Genomic DNA, 25,004 nt, shown 5'->3' on the forward strand with positions numbered 1-25,004 from the left:
TCTACGGAAGCAAGAAACGCACCGCAAGCCAAGCCCCATCTGGGGCGGGGCGGTTGTGGGGGGCGTTGCCGGGGAGGGGGGTGTGGCCTTATGTGGGGGGCCGGGATGGGTGGCCGAGTGGTTTAAGGCAGCGGTCTTGAAAACCGCCGTGCGTGTGAGCGTACCGTGGGTTCGAATCCCACCTCATCCGCCAAGTTTGGCTGGTCCAGCCCGGAGAGATGGGTGACACTGTGTTCCTAAGACATGGGTGACAACCTCGTGCCGAACGGGTTGTCGATGGGTTGCAGGGTTCTCTGCTCGAGGTCGATATAGCCCAGATCGTAGTGCATGAAGCTGACGAGCCAAATGGCGTCGTCGACCTCCTTGAGCCCGACGAGCTGGCCCGCGAGCACGGTTGAGATGTTGATCTTCTTGCACAGCATGCAGACGCGGCCGCAGGCGGTGACCGTGTGCTGCTTGTCGTGCAGCGGGTAGCTTAGTTCGGGTAGGCCGCCATACGGGCGTGTTGATGGCCGGTATCGGTCGGCGGGTAGCTGCATCTCGAGAGCTTCGTGCGGCCGCTCGGCATTGAAGTCCTGAACGAAGGCGTCGAACCGGGCCTGCTGCTGCAGTCTGTTCATGCCGGGCGGTCGGGTTGTCTCCTTCTTCAGCGTCAGATGCATGCGCTCGTGGCGGCCGTTTTGCTGCGGGTTGCCCGGCTTGATGCGTTTGATGGCGATGCCGAGGCGCAGCCACCAGACGGAGAGCTTGGAGAGGTTGAGCAGCGCATTGGGGCTGGCGAAGGGCACGCCGTTTTCGGGGCGGATGGCGTCCGGCAGGCCGCGCTCGGCGAACAGGCGCTGGAAGGCGGCGATGGCGCCTTCCTCGCGCACGGAGTCGAGCGCTTCGCAGAGCAGCAGGAAGTGCCAGGCGTGGTCGGTAACGGTGAGCGGGTAGCAGTAGCGGCTGTTGCCGAGGCGGAACTCGCCTTTGAAGTCAGCGCACCAGAGGTCGTTGGGGCGATTGCCGGCGGACAAGGGGGTGCCCTGGGCGCGGTTGCGGCGTCGGCCGAGGCGAGCGACCAGACCGTGGCGATCGAGCACGGCGTGGATGGTGCTTTGTGCGGGCAACCGGAGGTCCCCGGGCAGGCGGCGGACCAGCAGTTCGCGGATCTTGCGCCCACCCCCAGTGCGGCTTGCCGCGCTTGAGGCTGACGATGAGACCCTCGATCTGCGGCGGGAGCTGGTTGGGGTAGCGAACCGGGCGGCGGTACCGGTCGGCGAGGGCGTCGGCGCCCGCGTCCTTGTAGCGGCCGAGCAGCTTGTAGCCGGTTTTGCGCGAGATACCGAACTCGCGGCAGACGTCGGTCACCGCCTCTCCTTCAAGGAGGCGGCCGACGAAGCGGAGGCGTTCTTCCATGGCCGAACACGCTTTCCACGGCATTCACACCTCCCGCCCAAGGTCGGAAAGTGTTACCCATGTGTCCGGAACGCGATGTCACCTATGTCTCGGGTCGTACAGCTGCTTGCGGACCGGCAGGTTTTTACAGATGTACCTAAGTTGGCATTTGCCAGAACTAAACGATCCGGTTGACGATATCCAGGTGGTAGAGAGCCGCCTCAATGTCTATTGTCCGACGAGATGTTAGGCTGACCTCCGGCATACTTGCGACCACCTTTTCGGCCAGCCTAGAAACTGTCCTGTATAATGGGAGCCCGAGAGGCGATGACGCTTCGCAAGGCCTTAGCTTGGTCAGTTTCCGGGCAATTCTCGGCAGCAGCCATCACCTTCGGCGGGTCCGTCGTGGTGGCACGCCTCCTGTCGCCGCGCGATCTCGGCGTGTATGCAGTCGCCGCTGCGATCATCACCGTGATCAACACAACGGCGGCCTTCGGCGTATCGACCTACGTGATCCGTGCGAAGGAGCTGCTCCCAACTACGCTGAGCTCGGCGTTCACGCTCAATGGCATCTTGGCCTCAGCTGTAGCCCTGCTGATCTTCGGCGTCAGCGTGGCCCAGCGGGATCTGTTCCGGGCCGATGCGATCGCTCGGGTGCTCGCGCCATTGGCACTGGTCCCGCTCATTGCGATCTTCGAGTTCCGGCCGTCCGTCATGCTGCAGCGAGACATGAACTTCCGGATGTTGGGCCTGATCAGCGGCGGCAAAGCGCTCTGCGCCAACGTGTTTGTCATCGCGCTGGCACTGGACGGCTTCAGTTACATGAGCCTGGCCTACGGGTCGCTGGCGTCGAGCCTTTTCAGTGCGGCCGCCGCCTGCCTAGTAGGACGACGGCACATCGGATTCGCATTATCTCTGGCCGAGGCGCGCCAGATGACGGGCTTCGGCATCAAGATGATGTCAGTCGGCGGCATCAACACACTAGCTGCACGCCTCTCTGACATCATTCTCGGTAATCTCCTGGGCCTTGCTGCTCTCGGCCTCTATTCGCGCGCCAGCAACCTGTCGTCGCAGATCTTCGATAATGTCTACGGCGCCATCACACGCGTGCTGTTCGTCCAGCTCTCGGCCGAATATCGCGGGCGCGGCGTTCTGCGTGACGTTTTCCTACGCGGTTTTGAGATGATCACCGCGCTGATCTGGCCGATGCAGATCGGCCTGGCAGTCTTGGCGGGTCCGGCCATCTCTATTCTCTACGGCCAGAAATGGCTCAGCGCCGCCTTGCCGCTCTCGCTGTTGATGTGCGCGCAGTTCGTCGTCGTCTGCTTCGGCATGAATTGGGAGTTGTTCGTTTTACGCAACGAGACCTCACGGATGGCGCGCTTCGAGCTGGCGCGCGCTGTGGTCGGCGTTGGGGCCTTCTCGATTGGCTGCCTCGTCAGCATCTCCTGCGCGGCCGTGGGACGCGTTGCCGAAAGTTTGTTCGGGCTGGCATTGTTTCTTCCACACATGACTCGCATTGCCGGAACGGAGCCCGGCGAACTGACCCGGATCTACCTGCGCAGCGCGGCGCTGACCTGCGTCGCGGTGGCGCCTTCCGTGCTCCTGATGATCGAGAGCGGATGGTCGCCGCGCACGCCACCATTGGCCATCGCCGGGACCATTCTGCTGGGAATCGCCCTCTGGGCATCCCTGCTTTGGGTTCAGGATCACCCGGTGCTGGCGGAGATCAAGCTGCTGGCCCGCAAAGCAAGGTCGCGCATGCCGGGCGCGGCTAGTAATGCGGCATGAAGATCACCATTGCGCTGCCGGCCTATTTCAACCATCCGAGCGGCGGCTATACGGTGCATTATACATACGCCAGGCTTCTCGCCGACAGGGGCCACGATGTCACCGTGATCTTCCCTAGAAGCCTCGAAAGCGATGCCGACGATCTGACTGCCCGATTGAAAGCCCCCGTCTGGGCTTTCCGCGCGCGCCTCAAGAACCGGCCGTTGGTGCCGGCCCTGGTTTCAGCAGGACGCGTCCGAACACGGCTCATTCGCAGCTTCTCGCCCAGCCAGTTGCCTGACGCCGACTTGTTGATCGCGACATCATGGCACACAGCGGAGGCTCTGGCTGCTGTGGCTGCGAGGTACGGACGGAAATACTACATCGTCTACGATTATGAATTCGTCATGACCAGCGAGTCCACGATCCGGGACCGGATCGAGGCAACCTACCGTATGCCGTTCCATATCATCGCGACGTCGACAATCGTTGCTGAGATGGTGCGGCGCTGTGGCGGCAAACCGATTGCGACAATTCCGTGTGGACTCGATTTCACCGAGTTCGGGGTCGACCGGCCTTCCGATCAACGCGAACCGCTCACTGTTGGGTTTCCACTTCGCCCGCAGTCGTTCAAGGGCGCGGATGACGCGTTTGCGGCTTCAGTCATCCTGCGCGAGCGCCTCGGCGAAACACTACGCGTGACCGCGTTCGGAGCTAAGCGCGGGGCATTGCCCGATTGGATTGCCTGGGTGGACTATCCCAATCAGGTCGAGCTCCGCCGGTTCTACAACCAGCAAGCCGTATTCATGGTGCCGTCGCATTTCGAAGGCTGGGGGCTTCCGGGCGTCGAAGCACTGGCGTGCGGGGCAGCGCTCGTGACCACAGATAATGGGGGCTGCATGGATTACGCTCGCGATGGCCAGACTGCTATCGTAGTACCACCTCGCAATCCGCCGGCTCTGGCCGATGGTGTCATCCGATTGCTAACTGATACTACCTACCGGCTGCGGTTAGCGCAGGCCGGACATGAGTTCGTTCAGCGCTTCACCTGGGACGATGCGGTCGAGCGGTTGGCACAGCAACTCGGCGCCTGAAACACGGCGCGGACCTAAAATGGATACCGGTTGTGATTCCAGACCCTCTACTGGAGGAGGCTCCGTGGAGCCATGGGCCCGGCAGTATTTGAACGGAGGACGCGGCAAGATACTGCGGTAAACTGGCTCGCTCCGAACGCCCAGCCTGACTCAAGTCATTTCTTTCAAGTTTTAAGCAATGCGTTGGCAATTGGCGTCACCAAAACTTGTACTTGTAGTCAAACGCGAAATCACTCTGCCTAGAAGCACACCTAAAACGACATCTCTGACCAGACCCCTGCTGCCGAAGCTCCATCTCCCTCGATCTCTATATGTGCCGATTTGTAGAAGCCTTAAAAGCGCTCGCAATCGGTTCAGAAACCTGATGTCCTTGTAGGCTTTCGCTCTTAAATCATAAAGTTCGGCTAATTCTTTATAAGCCTGCTGACCTTTTAATGCGCGTGCTTTCCAGACGTCAGCTTTGTTCAGCCGTTCTGCTAGAGACGAGAAAACGGTCGCATTCGATCGGCAGACTGAGGCGAGGATGACGAACGCTTCAGAGCGGTTTTTCAAACGTTTCCGAAGCCGCTTTAGAAGTGGGAGACGCGCCTGCTCGGCTCCGTAGATGTTGGTCGCATGCTGGCGGTAGCCAGCTAAATCTCTGTCGATGAAAACAACCTCGCCAAGCTCTCGCGCTAGAAGTGCAACCCATTGGTCATGCGCGTATCTTGCGGAGGGCTTGTTGAAGTCAATAGATAATTGCCGAAGCTCTTCATGAATTAGTAAATCCTTTCGGAAAGCAGTAAGGAAGCCGGCAGGAGTTTGCCATGGGTTTCTCAATTTCGCGCAAGTAAATTTCCCTACTTTAGAGCCGTTTTCGTCGATTAGAAAGGCTTTGTGATAGCACAATAAAACTCCGGCTCCGGTAAACCCGTCCCGAAGGCGCTCTATTTTCTCGGGATGCCAAATGTCGTCTTGGTCACAGAACAGAATCACCTCTGAAGAGCAAGATGAAGCAGCTTTGATGAAATTATCGCGATAGCCTAATCGCGCCTGATTGTTTATTAGAAGAACCGTAAAGGGTGCTCTCGAAGCAAACTCTCTAACAATATCCACGGTTCCGTCTGTGGAGCAATCATCACTAATTACAACTTCATCCGGCAGTATCGACTGTGCACCCAAGCTTTCGAGCAGAGGTCGCAGGAACTTCTCTCCGTTGTAGGTGGCGAGAGCGACCGACGTCTCTATTGCTTGAGCCATTGTCAAACTCTGATAGGGTCATTTTTTATAGTGCCTGATGGTCCGCTCAACGCTCGGTACAGCCTGTTTCAACAGACCCTTGATACCTAGGTCGCCGCCCGACTTGCGGAGGCGAAAATTCTCTATCATCTGCCGCATGATTGCAACCGGGTAGGGCTCGTCGAACAACTCAAGAACCCCGTCGGACTGGAAATGGACGTGCAGGAAAGAACCTACCGGCGGTGCATGCTTCTTCCAGATGCCTAGTCTGTCGACGATGTTGTTCCAGAGATGCAAGCCCCAGGCATCCTCTGTGACGGCAGCGCATTCGTTCGCATACTCTGGGAGGAAAGCCTTCCAGAAGTCATCATGCGGGATGGCGAAGAAGCGTCCCGGCGAATAGGCCTCGTTCATGAGGCCCCGGCCAAAGACCTTTGTCAGCAGGATCGGGCCGGTTTCCCCCCAAATGAGGTTACGATCCATGGCGGCTTCGGCCCGCTCAATTAGGAGGTCCAGCTTTGCGCCGCGTGGCAGCCGCATGATCGCTCCGCAGACACTCGACCTTCTCTCTTTCGCCAGAACCAACGGGGGAAGAACCTCGCTGAAGCTCCGCAGAAGGACCATATCGGCATCGACCCAGATCTGGTCCGTCTTCTTGAACAGGTTATAGCGGAAGTAGTCCGTGAAATGACTGAGGTTCGGCTTGCCGTCATAGATGAAGCGACGTGTATAGCTCTCATCGACAATCTCGCCGGCGTCTCTCAGAATCACACCCTCGGGGACGTCAACCGTGGCGTGGCTAAAAAGCGTTAGCGGATAGCCGCGCTTTGTATAGGAAAGCAGGCAAGCTGCCTCCATCGGGCTAAGAGCGCCCTTCCAGAACGTAGCAAAGCGCATGTCTCATGTTCCTAGGCATAGCCGGTGGGAGGATAATGGGTGAGACGTCTGGAGCCTACCAGGGGTGATGCACCTGCAGGCAAGCTCTTCATGCCGGCCGAAGGGAAGCATCGAGTATTCGCAAGGTTTTGGCTATCCGCACCGGCCGGCTGCTCGGAATATAGCGCCAGGAGATAAGAAGCTTTGCGAGGCGCGCGGGAGCGACCGCAACCAGCAAGATCCAGAACACCAGGACCGCGCTTGCGGTCAACGCCAGACCTTGGGGAGAACAACCGGCCCGAATGGCATCATAGATAATCCGCCCGCGACTGTCAGAGGTAATCGGATGCCGCTTGGCTGCAAACCTGAAGGAGACGATCCGATAGGCGGCGAAGGACAGACTTCGGAAGATCGCCTTGCTGTCAATCCTCATGCCACGAGAACGCGCGATCTGCTGTGCAAAGGTGAAGCGCTTCCTGGCGCGTTCTATGTCCCGAACGGTCAGGTCGACGTTGAACTCCACCATCTGGGAATCGTTCTTGCCGTGCATCCGGTAATACACCAGCGGTAGCGCCAGGGTTTCGACGTCGCCGAAATAGGCTGCTGTTGCGAGGCACGGAGAATCCACGAAGTCCCACCGACCTTCTTCCAGTGGAAAAATATTGTCCAGAAAGCAGCGAGCGTAGATGTTGCCGGAACCGGGTGGGGTAGGATAGGCGCTCGTACGCGTCGCCCAGCGCCTGATGAGCACCGGCGTTGGCGGGACCTTGTATTGCGGAAAGACCGTCCCCAGGGAGTTGCCCTTGGCATCTACCCTGAGCATTTGGCTCTGGATTTTGCTGACTCCAGGCCCCCACTTCTTGGCGGCTTCCTGCAGCAGGTCGGGATGCAGCATGTCGTCGGAGTCGAGAAAGATGATCCACTCCCCACGCGAAGCGGCGTAGCCATTGTTGCACGCGCCCACCTGCCCCTGATTGCTCTGGAACAAAGCGGATACTCTGTCGCCATAGGACGCGATGACCTGCCGCGAGCGATCTGTTGAGCCGTCATCGACGACGATCACCTCGACATCCGGCCACCGAAGCGCCAGCGCGCTGTCGATCGCCGCTGCGATGAAGTCCGCATAGTTGTAGTTGGCGATAATTACTGAGACCGGAACGGTGTCGGGTTTTTCGGTCGGCAGTGTCGGCATGCTCAGGCGGCTCCCATCGGTCAGGCAGCAATCGGTTTCTGAAGGGCGCCCGGGCGCGCACCCGCGCGCCGGTTTTCGTGATGCGCCGTCGCATTGCGTACGACGCGCTCGATGCTGGCGCGAAACGCCATGGTCGAAAACCGGGCGGCGTTCTGCTGACAGCTTGCCGCACCGAATCTCTCCTGGTGTGCCTCGAAACGCTCGACCGCCTCCGTGACCGAGGCCGCCGTCTGGTGCCGGAACAGAATGCCGGTCGGTGCTGTCGCGGCCTCGGTGTCGTCGATCACGATGTCCCGCGCGCCCCCGGCGCCAAACGTGATCACCGGAGTGCCGCAGGCCTGCGCCTCGACCAGGGTGATGCCGAAATCCTCCTCGGCAGCGAACACGAACGCCCGCGCCGACTGCATCAAACGCACAAGTTCAGCCTTCGGCACCGGCGGCCGAATTTCGATGTTCGCGCAGCGTCGTGCGGCATTGAGCACGCGTTGCAGCCCCGGCCCGGACCCAACGACGATCAGGTGGCGCTTCGGCATCTGGGCGAACGCCTCGACGATCAACTCGACACGCTTGTAGGGCACGAATCGGCTGGCAACGAGATACGCCTCGCGTAGACCATACCCGGGCACGAATTCATTCACCGCCACAGGGGGAGGCACCGTCACCGCCTCGCGGCGATACACCTTGCGGACGCGATCGGCGATGTAGTTGGAATTCGCCACGAACACATCGACGCCGAGTGCGGTGCGAGCGTCCCAGCCGCGCAGCCTGTGCAGCAGCAGCCGCGCATACAGCCCCTTCAAGCCACGCTCCAGATTGCCCTCGCGCAAGTATTGCGCCTGCAGGTCCCAGGCATAGCGCATCGGCGAATGCACGTAGCTGACATGCACCTGGTTCGGCCCTGTGATGACGCCCTTGGCGACGGAGTGGCTGCTGGAAATGATCAGGTCATAGCCGGACATGTCGAGCTGCTCGATCGCCAGTGGCATCAGCCCGATGAAATGCCGGAAATACCTGCGTGCGAAGGGCAGGCGCTGGATGAAGGTGGTCTTCACCGGGCGCCCCTGCAGGAACCCACGCTCCTCCTTTGGCACGAAATCGACCACGGCGAACAGGTCCGCCTCGGGGTACATCAGCAGCAGTTGCTCGAACACCCGCTCGGAGCCGGCATAATGTTCGAGCCAGTCATGGACCAGTGCGACCCTCATCGGACCTATCGCTTTCCAACACCATCAAGATAAAGGTTCGACGTCAGACGGAAGCCCCGTGCGAACGCATCCCATCGGCGATCGCGGCTAATTGCCCCGCAGCGCGCGCCCAGGTGAAGCGCTGTGCCTGCTGCAGCGTCGCCCGTCGCAGCCGCTGTTCCAGGGCATCGTCATCGAGCAGGCGGCCGACCTCGCGTGCGATGTCGTCGGGCGAGGCCGGATCGAAATACAGCGCCGCCTCGCCGCAGGCTTCCCGCAACGCTGGAACCCGCGAGACCGCCACCGGACAGCCCGCCGCCATCGCCTCGATCGCGGGCAACCCAAAGCCCTCGTAGCGCGATGGGAAGACCAGGCAGGCGGCGGCCTGGTACAGCGCCTTCAGTTCGCCGTCGCTGACCCGGCCGAGATAGCAGGCCGGCTGCGGCAGCGACCGAAGCGACGCCTGCCGGAAGGCGCCCATCGCCAGGCCGCCGGTGATCACCAGGCTGACGCGCCGCTCGGCCAGCGCCTGCGCCAGCCGTGACAACGCCGCGAGGTTCTTGTGCGCCGCGAGGTTGCCGACCACCAGCACGAAGCGTCCCGGCGGCAGCGTCCGCAGGATCGCGGGCTCCGCCTCGATCGCGTGCATGTGGTCCGCCCCCTCGGAGATCACAGCGATCTCGTCGCGGTTGGCGCCCAGGTATCGGCAGATCTCGCCGCGGGCGAACTCCGAGACCGTCACGATCCGGCTGCGACCGCGTGCCAGGCGTTTGTGCGCGAACTTGTACCAGGCCCGGAACTGCCACGAATAGGCTTCCGGCGTTGCGAACACGCCGGCATCGTGGATCACCACCACCTGCGGGCCACCGCGCAGCGGCGCGGTGTTGCCGAGGTTGATCAGCACGCCGCGCCGGGCCGGCGCCGGCAGGTCGAGCTGTTCCCAGGCCTGCCCCCGCCTGCGTCCCACCGCGCGGGTGCCGGGCAGGCCGGCCTGTTCGACCCCCGGCGGGCCCAGCACCACGACGCGGTCCGGATGCCGGCGCTGCAGCGCCGCCGTGATCTCGGTGGCGAAGCGCTGCACGCCGCTGAGCGGCTGCGTCAGGAACCGCCCGTTGATGAACAGCGCATCCTGCGGTCCGGCCTGCAGGGCGGCGGCGCGCTCGCGGGTCCGGCTCATGCCCGGAAATAGCCGGAGATGTTCTTGAATACGTGGCCGTAGCCGCCCTCGGCGCCGCTGAGCTCCTCGACCCGGACCTGGGTCAGCACCCCGCCCAGCACCCGCACGCCGAACGCCTGCAGTGTGCGCAGCGCACTCCGGATCGCCACCGGCGGGGTCTCGCTCCAGCGCACCACGAAGATCGTGCCGTCCGCGATCTGCGCCATCACCGCGGCATTGGAGACCGCCAGCACCGGCGGCGCATCGAGCACGATCAGGTCGTAGCGGTCGCGCGCCCGGTCCACCAGGTCCTGCAGCTCGCCGGTGTCGAGCTGGGCCGGACCGCCATCCGCCGGAGGCCGGAAGCTGACGACGTCGACCCCGGTCAGCGCGTCCTCCTGCATCACCAGCCGCACCGCGGTGCCGGTGCCGGTGTCCGCGCCGTGCTGCGGCTGCGGCATGTCGAGCGACTTGTGCACGCCGGGGTCGCGCAGGTCGCCGTCGATGAGCAGCGCCCTGCCGCCCTCGCGTCCGAGGCTGGCCGCCAGCGAGACCGCAAAGAAGGTCTTGCCCTCGCCGCGCGCGGCCGAGGTCACCAGCACCACCTTGGCCCGCTTGCTGGCACTGCCGAAGCGCAGCATCCGGCGCACCCCGGTGATCGACTCCGTATAGAGCGTGCTCTTGCGGCCCGATATCGTCTTCGCCTTGTCCGCCACCGGCACGAAGCCAAGCGGGAACAGCCCGGTCTCGGCCTCGAGCTGCTCGAGCGTCCGCACTCCCTTGCGCGAGCGCTCCAGGCCCAGTGCGATCCCACATCCCGACACCAGGCCCGCGATCCCGGCCAGTGCGATCAGCCTGAGCCGCATCGGACCGGTCACGCCCACCGGCGGCTGCGCCGTGGTCACCAGGTTGGCATCCGGCTCCTGCAGCGTCGCCTCGGACGAGGTCTGCTCGAAGCGCGCCAGGAACTCGCGATACACCGCGCGCGCCGCCGCCGCCTCGCTCTCGAGCTGCTGCAGCTCGACCCGTGCCCGGCTCTGCTTGAACACCGACTCGCGTATGCCGGCCAGATTGTCTTGCAGCGACGTCACCCGCAGCTTGGTGCCGTTGACGTCGCTCTGCAGCGTGGTCAGCGTCTTCTGCACCGTCTCGCCGAGGGCGCGCCGGACCGAGGCGTTGGTCGCCCGGGCCGCGACCAGCGCCGGGTTGGCGCTGCCCGCACTCTGCCCGATCATCGTCTCCCGGCTCTGCGCTTCGACCGCCTCGTCGCGCAGCCGCTGGATCAGCGGGGACGTATCGACCGTCGGGATCTCGTCGAGCCGGCCGCTCTTGAACGCGACCGCGGCCTGCGCCAGCTCGCTCTGCTTGCGCGCCAGGTCACCCTGCGCCACCAGCAACTGGCTGTTGGCCTCGTCGAGCTGTTGCTCGGCGATGGTGTGGCCTTCGGAACCATCGCCGTCGCCGCGCTGGCTGACCACCAGGCCGTTCCTCTCGCGGAACTGCTCGGCCGCCTGCTCGGCGGCGGTCACCCGACGCTGCAGCGGCGCGATCTGCTGGTCCAGCAGGGCATTGCCGCGCGCCACGGTCGTCGTCTTCAGCTCGCGGTTGAAGGCGAGATACTGCGCCGCATAGGCATTCGCGATCCGCGCACTGAGCAGGCCATTGCCGGTGCGCGCCTTGATCGTCAAGGTGTAGGAGCGGCCGTCATTGGCGATCGTGACCCGGTCGCGCAGCCAGCCGATTGCGACCTCGCGCTCGACCACCCGGCGCGGCAGCCGCTCGGCCGCCTGGTCCGGCTGCTTCGGACCCAGCAGGCTGTCGAGCAGGACCCTGTAGCGCGGCTCCGGCGTGTGCAGCAGACGCTGCACCGGCGCGCTCTGCACCAGATCGAGCGCATCGACCACCCGCCCGGCCATCTCGGTGGAATCCAGGATATCAGTCTGGGTCCGCACCGTCAGCGTATCGCCCTGTGCGTTCAGGTCGCTCGCCTGCAGGTCGCTGAAGGCGGATTTGCGCATATCGAGCGCGAGGGTGGCTTCGGAGTCGAAATAGGGCGGAATGGTCGTGATGTAGGCCGTGACCGGCACGCTGACGAGAATGACCACGCAGGCGACCAGCAGCTTGCGCCGGCGGAAGATACTCAGGGCGCGGACCGGGGAGACATAGTCCGGTGCTCCCAGCCCAGCCATCGCCGCTGGCGCGCGCTCCTCGGAACGATGCTGAATAAGGGCTGACATGTATCGTTACCAAAATGACGCTGACGTGAAGTTGACAGCGGACGATACCAAAAACAACAAAATGGTAGTTTTTGACGAAGAGTTACCTGAAGAACGAGCGCAGGGTGGAATGAACAGGCGGGAACCGTTCTGGGGCTGCATCCTTGCATGATCAGCGTGGCCCGACGCCGGATCGGCCTGCAACTGCGGATTTCGCGTTGGAAATCGGCTGCGGCAGGGCCACCCTCTCGGGCTCGTCGGGCTGGGTGTTCGCCATCAGACACCGAATGGTGCGACGCAACCTCAGGCTGCATTAGTTAAATTAACATTAATTCCTCAATTTCAATTTGTGTCAGACGGTTCATTTATATAGAGGATGTCTACCCTCACGGAACGTTGAGCATCTGGATGTCTCTGTTTCGATGAGGGGTGAGGCTCTAATTCTGCCACTCTTGCGAAGCACTGTTCTTCTTGCAGGAAGTCAGGATGCGAAATGATCGGCTTTTTCAACACAATATAGACCGCATTTCCGGTTGCCATGTCTTGAGGTACCCATGACAATGCTGGCGGCCAGAGGCGAGAGCGAGCGAAGCGGCGCGGCCGCCATCGCCAAGCGTGCGACCGACATCGTCGTCGCAATTCTGCTCATCGTCATCGTGAGTCCGGTCCTGCTCGCCATCTGGATCGTAGTGCGTGCAGATGGCGGCCCGGCTTTGTTCCGCCACGAACGCATCGGGCAGGGTGGGGCCCGCTTCGCCTGCCTGAAGTTCCGGTCCATGACCTTGCGGTCGGATGCGGTGCTGCTGCGGCACCTGAGCGAGAACCCACAGGCTCAGGTGGAGTGGGCGGAATCCCGCAAGCTGCGCCACGATCCGCGTGTGACCGGCATCGGGCGCGTCCTGCGCGGCTACAGCCTCGATGAACTCCCGCAGCTGGTGAATGTGCTGCGCGGCGAGATGAGCCTGGTCGGCCCGCGGCCGGTCGTGCAGTCGGAACTGGACGAGTTCTATGGCCCGGAAGGCAAGGTTTGCTATCTGTCGGTGCGGCCCGGTCTGACTGGCCTGTGGCAGGTCACCGGCCGGAGCGGGACCGACTACGAACGGCGCGTTGCCCTGGACACGCACTACGTCCGCAAAATGTCCGCCATGAGCGACGCCATGATCCTGCTGCGGACGGTTGCGGTGGTCTTCTCGCAGAAGGGCGCCTACTGAACCTGCTCCCTTGGCCGGACATTTTGCGTGATCTGAACCTGCCGGCCAGCTAGGTTCGCGCGGCAGGAGGCGACCGCCTTTCTGGTCCTGACGCGGTTGCCACAGCATGAGCCGGATTGATTTGAGCGAAGGTGTGCCGAAGCCGGCGGTTGCGATGGATGATGACCGGCTTCGGGTTGCGGTCGGCATCGCCACCCGGGGACGCGCCACTGTTCTCTGCCAGACGCTCAGCCGGCTGCGCAACCAGACCCGACCCGCCGATCGTATCGTCATCTGCGGTACTGTTGAGGCTGACGTGTCAGGCCTCGATCACGCGGCCGATCTGGAAGTCTGCCTCGAGCGGCCAGGCTGCTGCACACAGCGCAACAGGATCATAGACTGCGCGGTCGATTATGACATCCTGCTCTTCATCGACGACGACTTCTTCCCGGCGCCGCATTATATCGCCGAAACTGTTGCCGTCTTCCGGCACCAGCCCGACATCGTCGTGACGACGGGTCACGTTGTCGCAGACGGGGCGGTGGGTCCTGGTCTCTCCGTCGACGAGGCGCTGCAGGCGTTGCGCGACGATGATGCGCATGCCGGTCCGTCTGCGGTCGTGCCGATTTTCAACGGCTATGGCTGCAACATGGCGCTGCGTCTGGAGCCGCTGATCCGCCACCGGCTGCGTTTCGACGAGCGACTGCCCCTGTATGCCTGGTTCGAGGATGTCGATCTCACCCGCCGCCTCGGGCGCCATGGCCGCATCGTCAAGCTGCCATCGGCACGGGGTGTCCATCTCGGGATCAAGCTCGGCCGCACCTCCGGAACCAGGCTGGGCTATTCCCAGGTCGCCAATCCGATCTATCTTGCGCGCAAGGGTGTCTATCCCTGGTTCCGCGTGCTGCGTGACCTCAGCCGTCACCTGCTGGTGAATTGCGTCAAGTCCATCCGTCCGGAACGCTATATCGACCGACGCGGTCGCTTGCGGGGCAATGCGCGTGCACTCAGGGACCTGCTCCGGGGACGCCTGCGTCCGGAGCGGATCCTGGACTTCTAGCGCCTCGGCCGGACCGGGTCTTCAGCATGGGTGTCACGGCGTTCACCTTCCTCCTCGTACCGCTCTGCCTGCTCTGGGCGATGCGGCCGGACCGGTTGCTGAAGCTGATGATCATCGCGCAGGTCTTCGAGGCCGCGGCGGCGCTCACCATCGGGACCCTGGGCGTCCAGCCCGGCCTGCTGCCGGCCTTGACCTTCATGGGCTTTGTTCTGATGCAACTGCTGCTCGGTGCCCGGTTTCCCGGCGACCGGCAGACCTGGAGGCTGGTGCGCCCCTTCGTCTGCGTCGCAGTCTGGGCTCTGGCCACATCCTACCTGATGCCCAGGCTGTTCGAGGGCCAGGCCTATGTCTGGCCGCAGAAGGAAATCCCGCCCTTCGTGACCGAGCCGCTGCGACCCACCTCGTCCAACATCAACCAGGACATCTATCTCGCCCTGGACTGCGGCCTGGTGGTGCTCGGCGCGTGCTTCTTCACGAAGTCGCGGCTGCGGCTGCTTCCGTTCCTGCGAATCTACTTCTTGAGCGGGCTGGTTGTCGCCGCGATTGCCGTCTGGCAGTTCGCCAGCAAGGTCGCCGGCGTCCCGTATCCCAATGACCTGTTCTATTCCAACCCGGGCTGGGCGATCCTGACCACGCAAAGCTTCGGCTCCGTGCCCAGGATCAATGCTACCTTCTCCGAGCCCGCCGCCCTGGCCGGCTACATGGCCTCGATCGTCTGCGCCAGCGGCTGGGTCATGCTGCAGGGGCACCGCGACACCCTGGTCCGGCTGGCCTTCATCGCGGGACTGGGCACCATTGCGCTGTCGACCTCGACCACCGGCTTCGCCACGCTCGCTATCATTGCCGTCGGCGTGCCGATCTATGCGCTGCTGAGCGGCTCGGCCCGCATGGTCGCGATGGTGCTGAAGGTCGGAGTCCCGGTCTTCGTCCTGCTCGGCCTGGCCTTCTTCGCCGGCGACACCTTGGTGCCGCGCTTTAACAGCAGCGTCAGCCAGGTGGTCAACGCCTCGCTCGATAAGCAGCACAGCACCTCCTACAATGATCGGACCGATACCGATGCCGACAGCCTGACTGCCGCCGTGGAGACTTATGGTCTCGGAACGGGATGGGGCAGCAACCGGTCCTCGAGCTTGGTCCCAGGCATCCTGGCCAGTATCGGCATCCCCGGCCTGCTCGGCCTGCTCTGGTTCGGCGCGGGCGTCACGCGCGCGGTTCGACGTGCAAGGCGCTGCTCGGCCTCGTCCGAGCAGATGATCGTGCTCGACGGCTGCTGCGGCGGTTTGTTCGCCTTCATCCTGACCGCCTTGATCTCCGGACCTACGATCAGCTCGGTTACCTTCTACTTTCTGTTGTCCCTGCTGATCGGCTGCGCCGTTCGCACGGAACTTGATGCAAGACCGGTCCTTCCCGACGCCGTGCGCCGGGTTGCGGTGCCGGCGTGACCATGCCCGCCTCGTGATGCGCTCAGGGATCGTGAAAGTGCCACGTGCTGGGTCGTAGAACCGCACAGAGTGGTGTGCTGCTGATCGGAGCGCGCCTGCTTTCGCGCATGCTCGATCTCACCACGATGCTGATCCTGGCACGCCTCCTGCGGCCCCGAGATTTCGGCCTGGTTGCCATCGCGATGACCGTGATCTCGATCGCGGAAGTCGTTCTGGACCTCAACGTTGGCACGGTTCTGATGCGGTTGCCGGTCCTCACGCGGACCCAGCTCGATACCGCCTTCACGCTGAGCGTCATCCGCGGCCTCGCCCTGGGCGCCGTCATCCTCTCGTCGGCGTGGCCCCTCGCGAGCTTCTACTCCGACCGGCGACTGGTCCTGCTGGTCTGCGTCCTGAGCGTCTCTTCGGTCCTGCGCGGCCTCAACAGCCCGCGGCTGGTCGAATTCCAAAGACAGATGAGTTTCTGGCGCGACACGGTAATCCAGGTCGGCGGGAAGCTGATCGCGTTCGCAGTGGCGATCAGCGTGGGCATGTACGCGCATGACTATTGGGCGCTCGCGGCGGGCACGGTCGCCTTTCCTATCGCGATGGTCGCCATATCCTACGCGCTGGCGCCCTATCGTCCCCGGCTGAGCCTCGCCGAAATGCCGGCATTCCTCGGGTTTCTCGGCTGGCTGACCGCGTCCCAGGCCATCACCGCGGTCAACTGGCAGTTCGAGCGCTTGTTGATGGGCAGGCTGGTCTCCTTCGCCCGGCTCGGGCTCTTCACGACCGCCAGCGACCTCACCAGCATCCCGCTGAATGCCTTTGTCGGTCCGATCATCGGCCCGTTGCTCTCGGCATTCAGCGCCGTGCGCGAAGATCGGCCGCGGCTTCTGAGGATCTACCAGAACGCCTCCGCGGCGGTGATGACTCTCGGCCTGCCGGTCCTGGTCGGGGAGTGCCTGCTCGCCGACCCCATCGTGCGTTTCGTCTTTGGCGCCAAGTGGCTCGGCGCCATCCCTCTGCTGCGCGGCCTGTCACTCAGCGCGATCCCGGCCCTGTTGGCCATCGGTTCCGGACCGCTGATGATGTCCTTCGGTGACACTAGGTTCTTCGTGAAGAAGAACGCGATCGAACTCGTGGTGAAACTGCCGCTTGTCGTAGCCGGTGCCTTGGAGTTCGGCTTCATGGGTTTGATCGGTGCTCGTGTCGTCGCCGAGCTTGCCGCCGCCAGCTACGCCGTCACCATCGTGCGCCGGAACTTCGGTCTCTCCATCCTGAGCCAGATCCTGAACATCTGGCGCAGCGTCGCGAGTGTCGCGATCATGACGCCGGTGGTCCTGCTGTCCGCCCACCTGCTGCGGTTCGGAGGTGGCGTCTGGCAGGCCGGCTCGAACCTGGTCATCGCGGCGGCACTCGGCGCCATCGCCTACGCCGCTGCCCTGGCCCTCCTCTGGCTCGCCTCGGGCCGCCCCGCCGGTCTCGAGGCCCTGGTCCTGAACGGCATTTTCAACCGCATCACCCGGGACAAGCCCCTCCGCCAGCCCGAACGAGCCCTTTAGGCAGACGACCGCGACGCCCGCACGACAAGCCGCGCCAGCAGCGCCCGGCTGCTCTGGATGCGTCCAAGCTGCACCAGGCGCAGCAGCAGAGCTTTCGGCGCCGTTGCGACGGCAAGGAACCAGAGCGCCCACAGCAGCCGCCCGCTCGGCGTCAGCCCGTCCGCCCGCGCCGCCGCCCGCAGACCGAGCCAAAGCAAGCGCCCCGCTGTGTCATCCTCGATCGGATGCTCCTCGCGGCGCAGCCGGAACGACAGCAGCCTGACCTCGATCCATTGCGGCACCAGCCGGTCGTTGTACGACCCGACTTGCAGGCCCCGGCTTGCCGCCACCTCGGCAAACTTTGTGTGCAGGTCGCAATCGAACCGCACGTTGCGCGTGTAGCCGGCGAGGTTGACCTGCTTCGAGGAGGAGGCCCAGAGATTGCTGCCATGCACCCGGTAGGCGCCAAGCCGCCGCGGCAATGTCTCGACGTCGCCGAACAACGGCGCCAGCTTGTTCACGTAGCCGTCCGGCGCTTTCCAGATACGCGGGTGCGGCACCGGCATGACCGAGAGCAGATAGTCGCGTGCGTAGGCGTTTCCGGTCGAGACCGGCCACGGATAGTAGCCGCTGGCAATCGACCTGCGGCGGATCTCGCTGGCGTCCAGCGCGGACGAGTAGGCCGGAAACGGCATGTTCAGGTCGAGGCCCGCTGCATCGATGGTGTCGAGCCGGAACTGCACCTTCGACAAGCCGGGCCGCCAGGCCGACAGCACCGAGGCCAGGCATTCAGGATACAACACGTCGTCGGCGTCCACGAACAGCACGAGGTCACCGCGGCTCGCCGCGAAGCCCGCGTTGAAGGCCTTCACGTGGCCAAGGTTGTCCTGTTGGACAGTTATGATCCGGTCACCGTAGGACGTCAGGATATCCGCGGAGCCATCGGTCGAGCCGTCATCGACGGCAATGATTTCGACCGGAAGATGCGACTGCGCGAGGATGCTCTCGATGCAGGTGCGCAGGAATTGCCCGTAATTGTGGTTGATGATGACGACAGTGACGAGAACGCCTGCCTGTCGATCACCCATGTCCCGAACGTTGCCGACTTCCATCACTGTTGGAAATACCGCGGCTCGTCCCTGGCTCCAAGTGCCGATCATCCGACGTCGCCATCGCTATACGGCCGCCCGATCGCCGCCGGCAGCTGCGCCGAGCGGCCCACCAGCGCCAGCACCGCCAGCGCCGCAAGGTACGGCGTCATCTGCAGCAGGTAGGGGTTCAATCCCGCCCCCGCCGCCTCAAGATGCAACTCCAGCGCCTCGGCGCCGCCGAACATCAGGCAGGCCAGCGCGGCCCCGAACGGGGTCCAGCGGCCGACGATCAGTGCTGCGAGCGCCAGGTAGCCGCGGCCGCCGGTCATCCCCTCGGTGAAGCTGCCGACCTGCTGCAGCGACAGCACCGCGCCGCCGAGGCCGGCGATCATCGCGCCCGCCACCACCGCCCGCTCGCGCACCCGGCGCGGATCGGCGCCGGCGGCTCTCGCGGCCACAGGGTTCTCCCCGGTGGCGCGCAGCGTCAGCCCGATCGCGCTGTGACGCAGGAACCAGGTCAGCGCGATGCAGCCGGCCAGCCCGAGCCAGGTCAGCGGCGGCTGCACGAACAGCGGTCCCAGCAACGGCAGCCGGCCCAAGCCGGGCACCGTCCAGGCCGCGAGCGGCACCCAGTGCATCGCCTCGCCACCAGCCTGCGACATCAGGCGCAGCAGCATGCCGGTGGCGCCGAGGGCCACGATGTTGGCGGACAGCCCGGTCACCATGTTGTCGGCGCGGCATCGCACCGCGACCCATGCCACCATCACCCCGATCAACCCGCCGCCGAGCATGGCGCAGAGCAGGCCGATCGCAGCGCTGCCGGTCGCGCACGCCCCGAACAGGCCGGCGAACGCGCCCGCCAGCATCATGCCCTCGAGTCCGACCGCGAACACGCCGGCACGTTCCGACAGCAAGCCGCCGAGCGCTGCCAGCAGCAGCGGCGTGCCGATCCGGATCGAAGCCGCGAGCAGGTCCATCCGGCGGCCTCAGCGCCTGGCGCGATGCGCGGTCGCGGCCAGGACATAGAGCACGGTCAGTCCCTCCAGCACCGTCACCATTGAGGTCGGCACCCCGACCTCGCGTTGCATGGACTGCGCGCCTGCCTCCATGAAGCCCACGAACAGCGCCGCCGGCACCACCAGCACCGGTTCGAGCAGGCCGAGCAGCGCCACCGTCACCGCGCGAAAGCCGAAGCCGTTGGAAAAGCCCTCGACCAGCCGCCGGTGCAGCCCGAGGATCTCGGTCGCACCCGCGAGCCCGGCGAGGGCACCTGCCAGCAGCATCGCCAGCATCGTCAGCACCGGCAGCCGGAAGCCGGCATAGCGGGCGGCGGAGCGCGAGGCGCCGAGCACCCGCAATCCGAAGCCGAACCGGGTGCGCCACAGCAGGGCGGTCCCGCCCGCCGCCGCCAGCAGGGCCAGCGGAAAGCCCAGATGCACGCCCAGCAGCGGCAGCCGGGGCAGGCGTGCCGTGAGCGGGATCGGCGGGGACTGCAGGAAGCCGGCGCCGGCCTGTCCGAGCGGGCCGGCCAGCAGGAACTGCACCAGCAGCAGCGCCACGAAATTCAGCAGCAGGGTCGCCAGCACCTCGTGCACGCCGCGGACCAGATGCAGCAGCGCCGCCAGCCCGGACCACAGTGCGCCGGCCAGCGCGCCCGCGAGCAGTGCCAGCGTGATCGCCGCGATCGGCCCGCTGGCCGGCGCCCCCAGCGCCGCGGCGGTCGCCCCCAGGCCGCCGGCGGCGATCTGCCCTTCGGCACCGATATTGATGATGCCGGCGCGAAAGCACAGCGCGACGCCGACGCCCGCCAGCAGATACGGCGTGCTGCGATCGAGCCCCGCGCCGATGCGGCTGCGCGAGCCGAACGCGCCCGACGCCAGCGCCTGCAGGGCCGCGACCGGATCATGGCCCGACAGCACCACCAGCAGCGCCGCACTCAGGCCCGTCAGCAGCGCCGCCAGGCCCAGCCGTGCCCCCAGCGTCTGCAGCGCACTGCCCGGCGCGCTCACGCCGAGCCGCCCGCCATCCACAGCCCGAGCTGGTCCAGGCGGGCGTCGGCGCGGCTGGTGATGCCGGCGATGCCGCCTGCGAACAGCACCGCGATGCGGTCGGACACCGACAGGACCTCGTCGAGGTCGGAGGCCACGTAGAGGATCGCGGCGCCGGCGTCGCGCAGGCGCGCGACCTGCTGCAGGACGAAGCCGGCGGCTCCCGGATCCAGTCCCCAGGTCGGCTGGTGCGCGACCAGCACGCCGGGCGCGCGCTCGATCTCCCGCGCCAGCACGATCTTCTGCTGGTTGCCGCCGGAGAGCGTCGCCGCCGCGACCTGCGGTCCTGGGGCGCGTATGTCGTAGTCGCGCATCAACCGCGTGGCATGCCGGGCCAGCCGGCCGCCCTGCCGCTGCGTGCGGCCGTCCTGCCGCAGCGCCAGGTTCTCGGCGATGCTCATGGCGCGGACGAGCGCCGTGTGCGCGCGGTCGGCCGGGCAAAACGCGAGGCCGGCGCGAAGCCGCGCGGTGACCGAGGCGAGTGTCACGTCGCGCCCGTCCAGCGTGATCCGGCCCGCCGCCGGACGCTGCAGTCCGGCCAGGCTGTCCACCAGCTCGATCTGGCCGTTGCCGTCGACGCCGGCGACCCCGAGCACCTCGCCGGCGCGTATGTCGAAGGTCAGGCCCCGCAAGGCGATGCCGCCGCGCGCGCCACCATGCAGGTCCTGCACCGACAACCGCACGGCGCCGGGGGATGCCGGACCGGCCGGAACGGTTGCTTCCGGTCTCCCGGGCCCGAGCATGGCGGCGGCGAGGCTGGCCCGGGTCGCGGCCGCCACCGGCAGTTGCGCCACCACGCGACCGGCGCGCAGCACCACGACGTCGTCGCACACCGCCAGCACTTCCGGCAGCTTGTGGCTGATCAGCACGATGCCGGTGCCGTCCCGTCGCAGCCGGCGCAGCACGCCGAGCAGGCCCTCCACCTCGGCCGGCGCGAGGTTCGAGGTCGGCTCGTCGAGGATCAGCAGATCGGCGCCGCGCAGGATCGCCTTGAGGATCTCCACGCGCTGCCGCCGGCCCAGCGGCAGGTCGCGCACCCGGGCGCCGGGATCGACGTCCAGGCCGTAGCGCGCACCGGTCTCGACGATCATGCGGCCGATTTCGCGCCGCCGCAGCACCCGTCCGGCGCGCGGCCAGCCGAGCATGACATTCTCCAGCACGGTCATCGCCTCGACCAGGGTGAAATGCTGGTGGATCATGCCCAGCCCGGCCTGCATCGCCAGCGCCGGCGTATGGCCGGACAGCTCGCCGCCCTTGAAGACGATGCCGCCCGCATCCGGCCGCAGCATGCCGAACAGGATACGCATGAGCGTGCTCTTGCCGGAGCCGTTCTCGCCGAGCAGGCCGACGATCTGCCCGGCGCGCACGTCGAGGTCGACAGCGTCGAGCGCGGTCAGCGTGCCGAAGCGCCGCACGATGCCGCGCATCTGCAGCATCGGCGTGGCAGTCGTCATGCTTGCACCGGCTTGATCACACCCGGGCGCCGTCAGCCTCCGGCGCGGGCATCGCTGCGCGTCGGCCGCACCGACAGCGCGCCGGACGCGAACTGCTGCTCGGCATGGCGCAGCTCCGCCACCACGGAGGCCGGCACCACGGGATTGAATTCCTGACCGGATGCGTACTGCAGAGAGGCGCCGGCGACCGGCTTCGTGTCGTAGCCGTATTGCACGAAGCGGCCGGAGAGCCTGCCCGCCCGCACGTCATCGGCGACGGTGCCGAACATCGCCGGCCAGTCCTCGATGATGCTGGTCAGGACAGCGCGCGGCGCCGATTTCGCATCGTCCAGCGATCGCCCGGTGACATAGACGCCTTTTTCTCTGGCGGCTTCCACCAGGCCGGATTGTGCCGCGTTCAGCTTGCCGGTCAGCACGTCGACGCCGGTGTTGATCAGCGCGAGCGCCGCCTCCTTTGCCGAGGCCGCATCCTCCATGTCGCGGACGTAGAGGATGCTGACGCGGGCGCCGGCGCGCGTGGCGCAGATGCGGAACCCCCCGGCCTGGGCTGTGATGTTCGGAACCCCTTCCAATCCGTACACGCCGGCGACCTTGCCGCTCCGGCTCATGCGCGCGGCCAGGATGCCGAGCTCGCAGCCGAATTGCGCATTGTTCCAGTCGATCGACATCACGTTCGGCGGAGCGCCTTCGTTGCCCGACGTCACGATGAACTGCGTGTGCGGGAAGTCGGCGGCGATATCCTCCATCGAGGACATGAACCGTCCGGAGTGACCGATGACGATCGAGGTGCCGCGTCCGGCATAGTCGCGCAGCGCCTGTTCCTCGTCGGCGTCCGCGACATTCTCGGAGTAGGCGATGGCATAGCCGTGCGTCTTCAGGCTCTGCAGGATCGCGTAGCCGAGCGCGTTCCAGCTATGGTCGTTGATGCTGCCCGGCAGCAGGATGGCCGCCTTCGCGGCCGGAGCCGCCCTGGCACCACCGCTGCCCATGGGGGTGACACATACGAGGAGCGCGATCAGGACACCGCCCAGCGTCCGCCTCAAATCCAGCATCATCTCGTCGTCTTCCCGTAGCCGGGAGCATCCGAGCAAGAGCCGTGCCGCGATTACGTTTCGGGCCGGGTCAGCCTGATCCGGAGCGGCACGCGCCCCGGCACGGCGAGCCAGCTTCGCATCGCGTCCGCGTCCTCGAAGCGGCCGGCTGCCGGCAATGGCCGCGCCTCGGCGACGACGACGATCTCCGCCGCGCGGAACGGCCAGGGCGACAGGGTGAACCTCGATCCGTCCGCGCTCTGGGCCTGCAACCGCAGCTGCCGTATCCCGCCGTCGGGGTCCGGCGCCGCGACATCGAGCGGCACTGCCAGCTCGCCGCACAAGCCGAGCGACAAGCTGTCGACGCAGGCCAGCAGGAGCGTGTCGCGCTGCAACGCCGCCGGCTCAAGCCCCAGGGCCTGCGTCCAGGCCGCCTCGACCGGCGCCTGTGTCTCCAGGTAGCGGGTTGCGGCGTCCGCATCCGCCTGCGACAGACGGTGGCGATCGGTGAAGCGGCGGTAGATCACGCCGCCATGCCGCGAGATCAGCAGCGCGACCCGCGTGCCCCAGGCCGCGAGCGCGCGCTCGACGCCGCGCCTCCACATCGGCGCGTGGATCGCAGCCCCGACATCGCGGAACAGGTAAGGCCGGCCGGTCCGCGGGTCGAAACCGGGGTCGGCCTCCCAGTCCAGCCAGCCGATATCGTGCTGCTCCGCCGCGAGCTGCAGGGCCTCGTCGACATCGCCTGCCCAGGCCCGCAGCAACTGGCCCGAGATCCAGGCATGCGCGGGCTGGCTGATGGCCAGCGCGGGAGAGGGGGCTTGACGGAACAGCATGCGGGCGAGCCTAGACCGTGCCGTCGCCGCTGCAAAACCGCCGGCCGGTATCGTTACGATAACAGACAAAACGCGCGGCCCGGAGGTTGGGACAGCGCATCATGCTGCTCCCAACCACAGACGGAGACTTGCATGTCTGCCACGATGCCCACCAACATCTCGATCATCGAGAGCGGCGTGCTGACGTCGCTGCCCGGCCTCATCGGCATCGCCTTTGCCGGCAAGCTCGCGCCGGTCTCGGTCACGATCCAGAAGGAGATCGGCAGCGTCGACGTCTCCGTCGTGGCCGAGCTGGTCAAGCTGCAGGTGGCCCTCGACACAATCGAGACCGGCAGCCCGCTTGTCGTCAGCTCGATCGTGGCCTTCCACCAGATCGCCACCGTGCTCGGCCTGGCGCTGCCCACCGAGGATGCGATCTTCCAGGGCGTGAAGGCGGCGGCCCACGACGTGCTCGAAAGTCTGCTCGCCACGTCATAGCTGCGAGGGTGGTGGTCAGTGCGGCCTGATCACCACGGAGATTGACGGCGCCAGCTTCTCCCAGCGGATCGGTGCATTGCGGGTGTTGGTCTCCACGCCGAAGCCCCAGACACCGATGCCGACGACGAGGATGGCGCCGAGCACCGCATAGAACGCCACGCGGCGGGCGTGCCGACGCTCCCGGGCCTTGAAGCGGTCCTGTTCGGCATCGAGGAGGTCGTTGAAGGAGGCCGCTTGCGCCGCCGCGTCATGGCTGCGCGGGCGCACCGGCCGCGGGTGAGGCATCAGAGGGTCGTAGCCAGGATGGGCGGTGCGCGCAAACCGGGCTCAGGGCTTGACCTGCACACCCTTCCAGAAGGCCACCCGGTCGCGGATCTCGGCGGCCGCCGGCTTCGGCGCGTCGTAGTACCAGGCCGCGTTCTCGTTGCGCTTGCCGCCGACGTCGAGCGAGAGGTATCGCGCCGTGCCCTTCCACGGACAGACGCTGGTATGCGCGCTTGGAACCAGCACCTCCTCGCGCAGCGCGCTGCGCGGGAAGTACGCGTTGCCCTCGACGCTGACGACGTCCTCGCTCTCGGCGATGACCTGTCCGTTCCAGACTGCCTGCATGATCCTGCTCTCCGTGCTGATGGTGGCATAACGCGACGCGCGCCGAGCCGTTGCGGCCGCCTCGTCCGGCCGTGCATCCGGGCGCATCCGGCGGCGCGTCTGGCATCCTGCCGCCCTTCATGGAAAGCTGATCGCCGCGCAGGCGAGGGGCGGGACACTG

22 protein-coding genes, 1 tRNA gene and 2 pseudogenes are annotated in these 25,004 nt (G+C 65.5%); 9 read left to right on the forward strand and 16 right to left on the reverse strand.

The features are described from left to right. The first annotated feature begins 103 nt into the window (after positions 1-103). Positions 104-193, forward strand: a tRNA-Ser gene (locus tag ACQY4O_RS04150). 43 nt (positions 194-236) lie between these two features. On the opposite strand, the gene ACQY4O_RS04155 is transcribed toward ACQY4O_RS04150, so the two are convergent. Both ACQY4O_RS04155 and ACQY4O_RS04160 read right to left on the reverse strand, forming a co-directional pair. Then, a complete protein-coding gene (locus tag ACQY4O_RS04155; RefSeq protein ID WP_428374964.1) occupies positions 237-1,109 on the reverse strand; it encodes an integrase core domain-containing protein in 873 nt (290 codons plus the stop codon). A gap of 106 nt (positions 1,110-1,215) precedes the next feature. Continuing rightward, positions 1,216-1,422: pseudogene (locus tag ACQY4O_RS04160) on the reverse strand (helix-turn-helix domain-containing protein); the annotation flags it as partial. Positions 1,423-1,704: 282 nt separating this feature from the next. Here ACQY4O_RS04160 and ACQY4O_RS04165 point away from each other — a divergent pair. After that, positions 1,705-3,168, forward strand: coding sequence for an oligosaccharide flippase family protein (locus ACQY4O_RS04165; RefSeq protein WP_428374965.1), 1,464 nt, complete (start codon positions 1,705-1,707; stop codon positions 3,166-3,168). Then, positions 3,165-4,241: a glycosyltransferase family 4 protein gene (locus ACQY4O_RS04170; protein WP_428374966.1), complete on the forward strand. Its 1,077-nt coding sequence runs from the start codon at positions 3,165-3,167 to the stop codon at positions 4,239-4,241. The genes ACQY4O_RS04165 and ACQY4O_RS04170 overlap by 4 nt, the downstream gene beginning before the upstream one ends. Before the next feature lie 171 nt (positions 4,242-4,412). Here ACQY4O_RS04170 and ACQY4O_RS04175 read toward each other — a convergent pair whose 3' ends face one another. The 6 genes from ACQY4O_RS04175 to ACQY4O_RS04200 all read right to left on the reverse strand — a co-directional run bounded on the left by ACQY4O_RS04175 (position 4,413) and on the right by ACQY4O_RS04200 (position 12,056). Further along, positions 4,413-5,480, reverse strand: coding sequence for a glycosyltransferase family 2 protein (locus ACQY4O_RS04175; RefSeq protein WP_428374967.1), 1,068 nt, complete (start codon positions 5,478-5,480; stop codon positions 4,413-4,415). Positions 5,481-5,498: 18 nt separating this feature from the next. Further along, a complete protein-coding gene (locus tag ACQY4O_RS04180) occupies positions 5,499-6,356 on the reverse strand; it encodes a hypothetical protein (protein ID WP_428374968.1) in 858 nt (285 codons plus the stop codon). 88 nt (positions 6,357-6,444) lie between these two features. Continuing rightward, positions 6,445-7,527, reverse strand: a complete 1,083-nt coding sequence (locus ACQY4O_RS04185; protein WP_428374969.1) for a glycosyltransferase family 2 protein — start codon at positions 7,525-7,527, stop codon at positions 6,445-6,447. A gap of 20 nt (positions 7,528-7,547) precedes the next feature. Beyond that, positions 7,548-8,732 (reverse strand): glycosyltransferase, encoded by a 1,185-nt coding sequence (locus tag ACQY4O_RS04190; protein ID WP_428374970.1) that lies wholly within the window; start codon positions 8,730-8,732, stop codon positions 7,548-7,550. Positions 8,733-8,775: 43 nt separating this feature from the next. Next, a complete protein-coding gene (locus ACQY4O_RS04195) occupies positions 8,776-9,888 on the reverse strand; it encodes a glycosyltransferase family 4 protein (protein WP_428374971.1) in 1,113 nt (370 codons plus the stop codon). Continuing rightward, positions 9,885-12,056, reverse strand: coding sequence for a GumC family protein (locus ACQY4O_RS04200; RefSeq protein ID WP_428374972.1), 2,172 nt, complete (start codon positions 12,054-12,056; stop codon positions 9,885-9,887). Before ACQY4O_RS04200 ends, ACQY4O_RS04195 begins: the two co-directional genes overlap by 4 nt. Before the next feature lie 581 nt (positions 12,057-12,637). Here ACQY4O_RS04200 and ACQY4O_RS04205 point away from each other — a divergent pair. The 5 genes and pseudogenes from ACQY4O_RS04205 (at position 12,638) to ACQY4O_RS04225 (ending at position 17,319) form a co-directional block, all read left to right on the forward strand. Continuing rightward, positions 12,638-13,294 (forward strand): sugar transferase, encoded by a 657-nt coding sequence (locus tag ACQY4O_RS04205; protein ID WP_428374973.1) that lies wholly within the window; start codon positions 12,638-12,640, stop codon positions 13,292-13,294. A gap of 154 nt (positions 13,295-13,448) precedes the next feature. Further along, positions 13,449-13,739: pseudogene (locus ACQY4O_RS04210) on the forward strand (glycosyltransferase family 2 protein); the annotation flags it as partial. Between the two features lie 153 nt (positions 13,740-13,892). Then, positions 13,893-14,333, forward strand: coding sequence for a glycosyltransferase family 2 protein (locus ACQY4O_RS04215; protein ID WP_428378250.1), 441 nt, complete (start codon positions 13,893-13,895; stop codon positions 14,331-14,333). A gap of 26 nt (positions 14,334-14,359) precedes the next feature. Beyond that, the gene (locus tag ACQY4O_RS04220; protein ID WP_428374974.1) at positions 14,360-15,775 is read left to right on the forward strand and encodes a hypothetical protein; all 1,416 of its coding nucleotides are present in this window, start codon (positions 14,360-14,362) and stop codon (positions 15,773-15,775) included. A 44-nt stretch (positions 15,776-15,819) separates the two neighbouring features. Then, entirely contained in the window at positions 15,820-17,319 is a 1,500-nt protein-coding gene (locus ACQY4O_RS04225; RefSeq protein ID WP_428374975.1) for an oligosaccharide flippase family protein, read from the forward strand. On the opposite strand, the gene ACQY4O_RS04230 is transcribed toward ACQY4O_RS04225, so the two are convergent. The 6 genes from ACQY4O_RS04230 to ACQY4O_RS04255 all read right to left on the reverse strand — a co-directional run bounded on the left by ACQY4O_RS04230 (position 17,316) and on the right by ACQY4O_RS04255 (position 23,758). Continuing rightward, positions 17,316-18,386 (reverse strand): glycosyltransferase family 2 protein, encoded by a 1,071-nt coding sequence (locus ACQY4O_RS04230; protein ID WP_428374976.1) that lies wholly within the window; start codon positions 18,384-18,386, stop codon positions 17,316-17,318. The two genes, ACQY4O_RS04225 and ACQY4O_RS04230, sit on opposite strands and share 4 nt — an antisense overlap. A 68-nt stretch (positions 18,387-18,454) precedes the next feature. Next, complete coding sequence (locus ACQY4O_RS04235) at positions 18,455-19,366, reverse strand: ABC transporter permease (RefSeq protein WP_428374977.1); 912 nt, start codon at positions 19,364-19,366, stop codon at positions 18,455-18,457. A 9-nt stretch (positions 19,367-19,375) separates the two neighbouring features. Further along, positions 19,376-20,398 carry an ABC transporter permease gene (locus tag ACQY4O_RS04240; RefSeq protein ID WP_428374978.1) on the reverse strand — a complete coding sequence of 341 codons (1,023 nt, stop codon included), beginning with the start codon at positions 20,396-20,398 and terminating at the stop codon, positions 19,376-19,378. Continuing rightward, a complete protein-coding gene (locus ACQY4O_RS04245) occupies positions 20,395-21,891 on the reverse strand; it encodes an ABC transporter ATP-binding protein (protein ID WP_428374979.1) in 1,497 nt (498 codons plus the stop codon). Before ACQY4O_RS04245 ends, ACQY4O_RS04240 begins: the two co-directional genes overlap by 4 nt. 32 nt (positions 21,892-21,923) lie before the next feature. Further along, on the reverse strand, positions 21,924-22,946 hold the full coding sequence (locus tag ACQY4O_RS04250) for a BMP family protein (RefSeq protein WP_428374980.1): 1,023 nt from the start codon (positions 22,944-22,946) through the stop codon (positions 21,924-21,926). A gap of 50 nt (positions 22,947-22,996) precedes the next feature. Continuing rightward, positions 22,997-23,758: a DUF3891 family protein gene (locus tag ACQY4O_RS04255; RefSeq protein ID WP_428374981.1), complete on the reverse strand. Its 762-nt coding sequence runs from the start codon at positions 23,756-23,758 to the stop codon at positions 22,997-22,999. A gap of 132 nt (positions 23,759-23,890) precedes the next feature. On the opposite strand from ACQY4O_RS04255, the gene ACQY4O_RS04260 reads away from it, so the two are divergent. Next, a complete protein-coding gene (locus ACQY4O_RS04260) occupies positions 23,891-24,235 on the forward strand; it encodes a hypothetical protein (RefSeq protein ID WP_428374982.1) in 345 nt (114 codons plus the stop codon). A 15-nt stretch (positions 24,236-24,250) separates the two neighbouring features. On the opposite strand, the gene ACQY4O_RS04265 is transcribed toward ACQY4O_RS04260, so the two are convergent. Together ACQY4O_RS04265 and ACQY4O_RS04270 are read right to left on the reverse strand one after the other, a co-directional pair. Then, positions 24,251-24,520 carry a hypothetical protein gene (locus ACQY4O_RS04265; RefSeq protein ID WP_428374983.1) on the reverse strand — a complete coding sequence of 90 codons (270 nt, stop codon included), beginning with the start codon at positions 24,518-24,520 and terminating at the stop codon, positions 24,251-24,253. Positions 24,521-24,562: 42 nt separating this feature from the next. Further along, positions 24,563-24,931 carry a DUF427 domain-containing protein gene (locus ACQY4O_RS04270; RefSeq protein WP_428374984.1) on the reverse strand — a complete coding sequence of 123 codons (369 nt, stop codon included), beginning with the start codon at positions 24,929-24,931 and terminating at the stop codon, positions 24,563-24,565. Positions 24,932-25,004 lie beyond the last annotated feature (73 nt).

The organism is Lichenicoccus sp. (assembly GCF_965277665.1).
Taxonomy (GTDB): Bacteria; Pseudomonadota; Alphaproteobacteria; order Acetobacterales; family Acetobacteraceae; genus Lichenicoccus.

Bases quoted from the DNA above. Each gene is read 5' to 3' on its own strand.
- ACQY4O_RS04165 (WP_428374965.1), top strand. From the start codon at position 1,705: ATGACGCTTCGCAAGGCCTTAGCTTGGTCAGTTTCCGGGCAATTCTCG.
- ACQY4O_RS04170 (WP_428374966.1), top strand. From the start codon at position 3,165: ATGAAGATCACCATTGCGCTGCCGGCCTATTTCAACCATCCGAGCGGC.
- ACQY4O_RS04175 (WP_428374967.1), bottom strand. From the start codon at position 5,480: ATGGCTCAAGCAATAGAGACGTCGGTCGCTCTCGCCACCTACAACGGA.
- ACQY4O_RS04180 (WP_428374968.1), bottom strand. From the start codon at position 6,356: ATGCGCTTTGCTACGTTCTGGAAGGGCGCTCTTAGCCCGATGGAGGCA.
- ACQY4O_RS04185 (WP_428374969.1), bottom strand. From the start codon at position 7,527: ATGCCGACACTGCCGACCGAAAAACCCGACACCGTTCCGGTCTCAGTA.
- ACQY4O_RS04190 (WP_428374970.1), bottom strand. From the start codon at position 8,732: ATGAGGGTCGCACTGGTCCATGACTGGCTCGAACATTATGCCGGCTCC.
- ACQY4O_RS04195 (WP_428374971.1), bottom strand. From the start codon at position 9,888: ATGAGCCGGACCCGCGAGCGCGCCGCCGCCCTGCAGGCCGGACCGCAG.
- ACQY4O_RS04200 (WP_428374972.1), bottom strand. From the start codon at position 12,056: ATGGCTGGGCTGGGAGCACCGGACTATGTCTCCCCGGTCCGCGCCCTG.
- ACQY4O_RS04205 (WP_428374973.1), top strand. From the start codon at position 12,638: ATGACAATGCTGGCGGCCAGAGGCGAGAGCGAGCGAAGCGGCGCGGCC.
- ACQY4O_RS04220 (WP_428374974.1), top strand. From the start codon at position 14,360: ATGGGTGTCACGGCGTTCACCTTCCTCCTCGTACCGCTCTGCCTGCTC.
- ACQY4O_RS04230 (WP_428374976.1), bottom strand. From the start codon at position 18,386: ATGGGTGATCGACAGGCAGGCGTTCTCGTCACTGTCGTCATCATCAAC.
- ACQY4O_RS04235 (WP_428374977.1), bottom strand. From the start codon at position 19,366: ATGGACCTGCTCGCGGCTTCGATCCGGATCGGCACGCCGCTGCTGCTG.
- ACQY4O_RS04245 (WP_428374979.1), bottom strand. From the start codon at position 21,891: ATGACGACTGCCACGCCGATGCTGCAGATGCGCGGCATCGTGCGGCGC.
- ACQY4O_RS04250 (WP_428374980.1), bottom strand. From the start codon at position 22,946: ATGATGCTGGATTTGAGGCGGACGCTGGGCGGTGTCCTGATCGCGCTC.
- ACQY4O_RS04255 (WP_428374981.1), bottom strand. From the start codon at position 23,758: ATGCTGTTCCGTCAAGCCCCCTCTCCCGCGCTGGCCATCAGCCAGCCC.
- ACQY4O_RS04260 (WP_428374982.1), top strand. From the start codon at position 23,891: ATGTCTGCCACGATGCCCACCAACATCTCGATCATCGAGAGCGGCGTG.
- ACQY4O_RS04265 (WP_428374983.1), bottom strand. From the start codon at position 24,520: ATGCCTCACCCGCGGCCGGTGCGCCCGCGCAGCCATGACGCGGCGGCG.
- ACQY4O_RS04270 (WP_428374984.1), bottom strand. From the start codon at position 24,931: ATGCGCCCGGATGCACGGCCGGACGAGGCGGCCGCAACGGCTCGGCGC.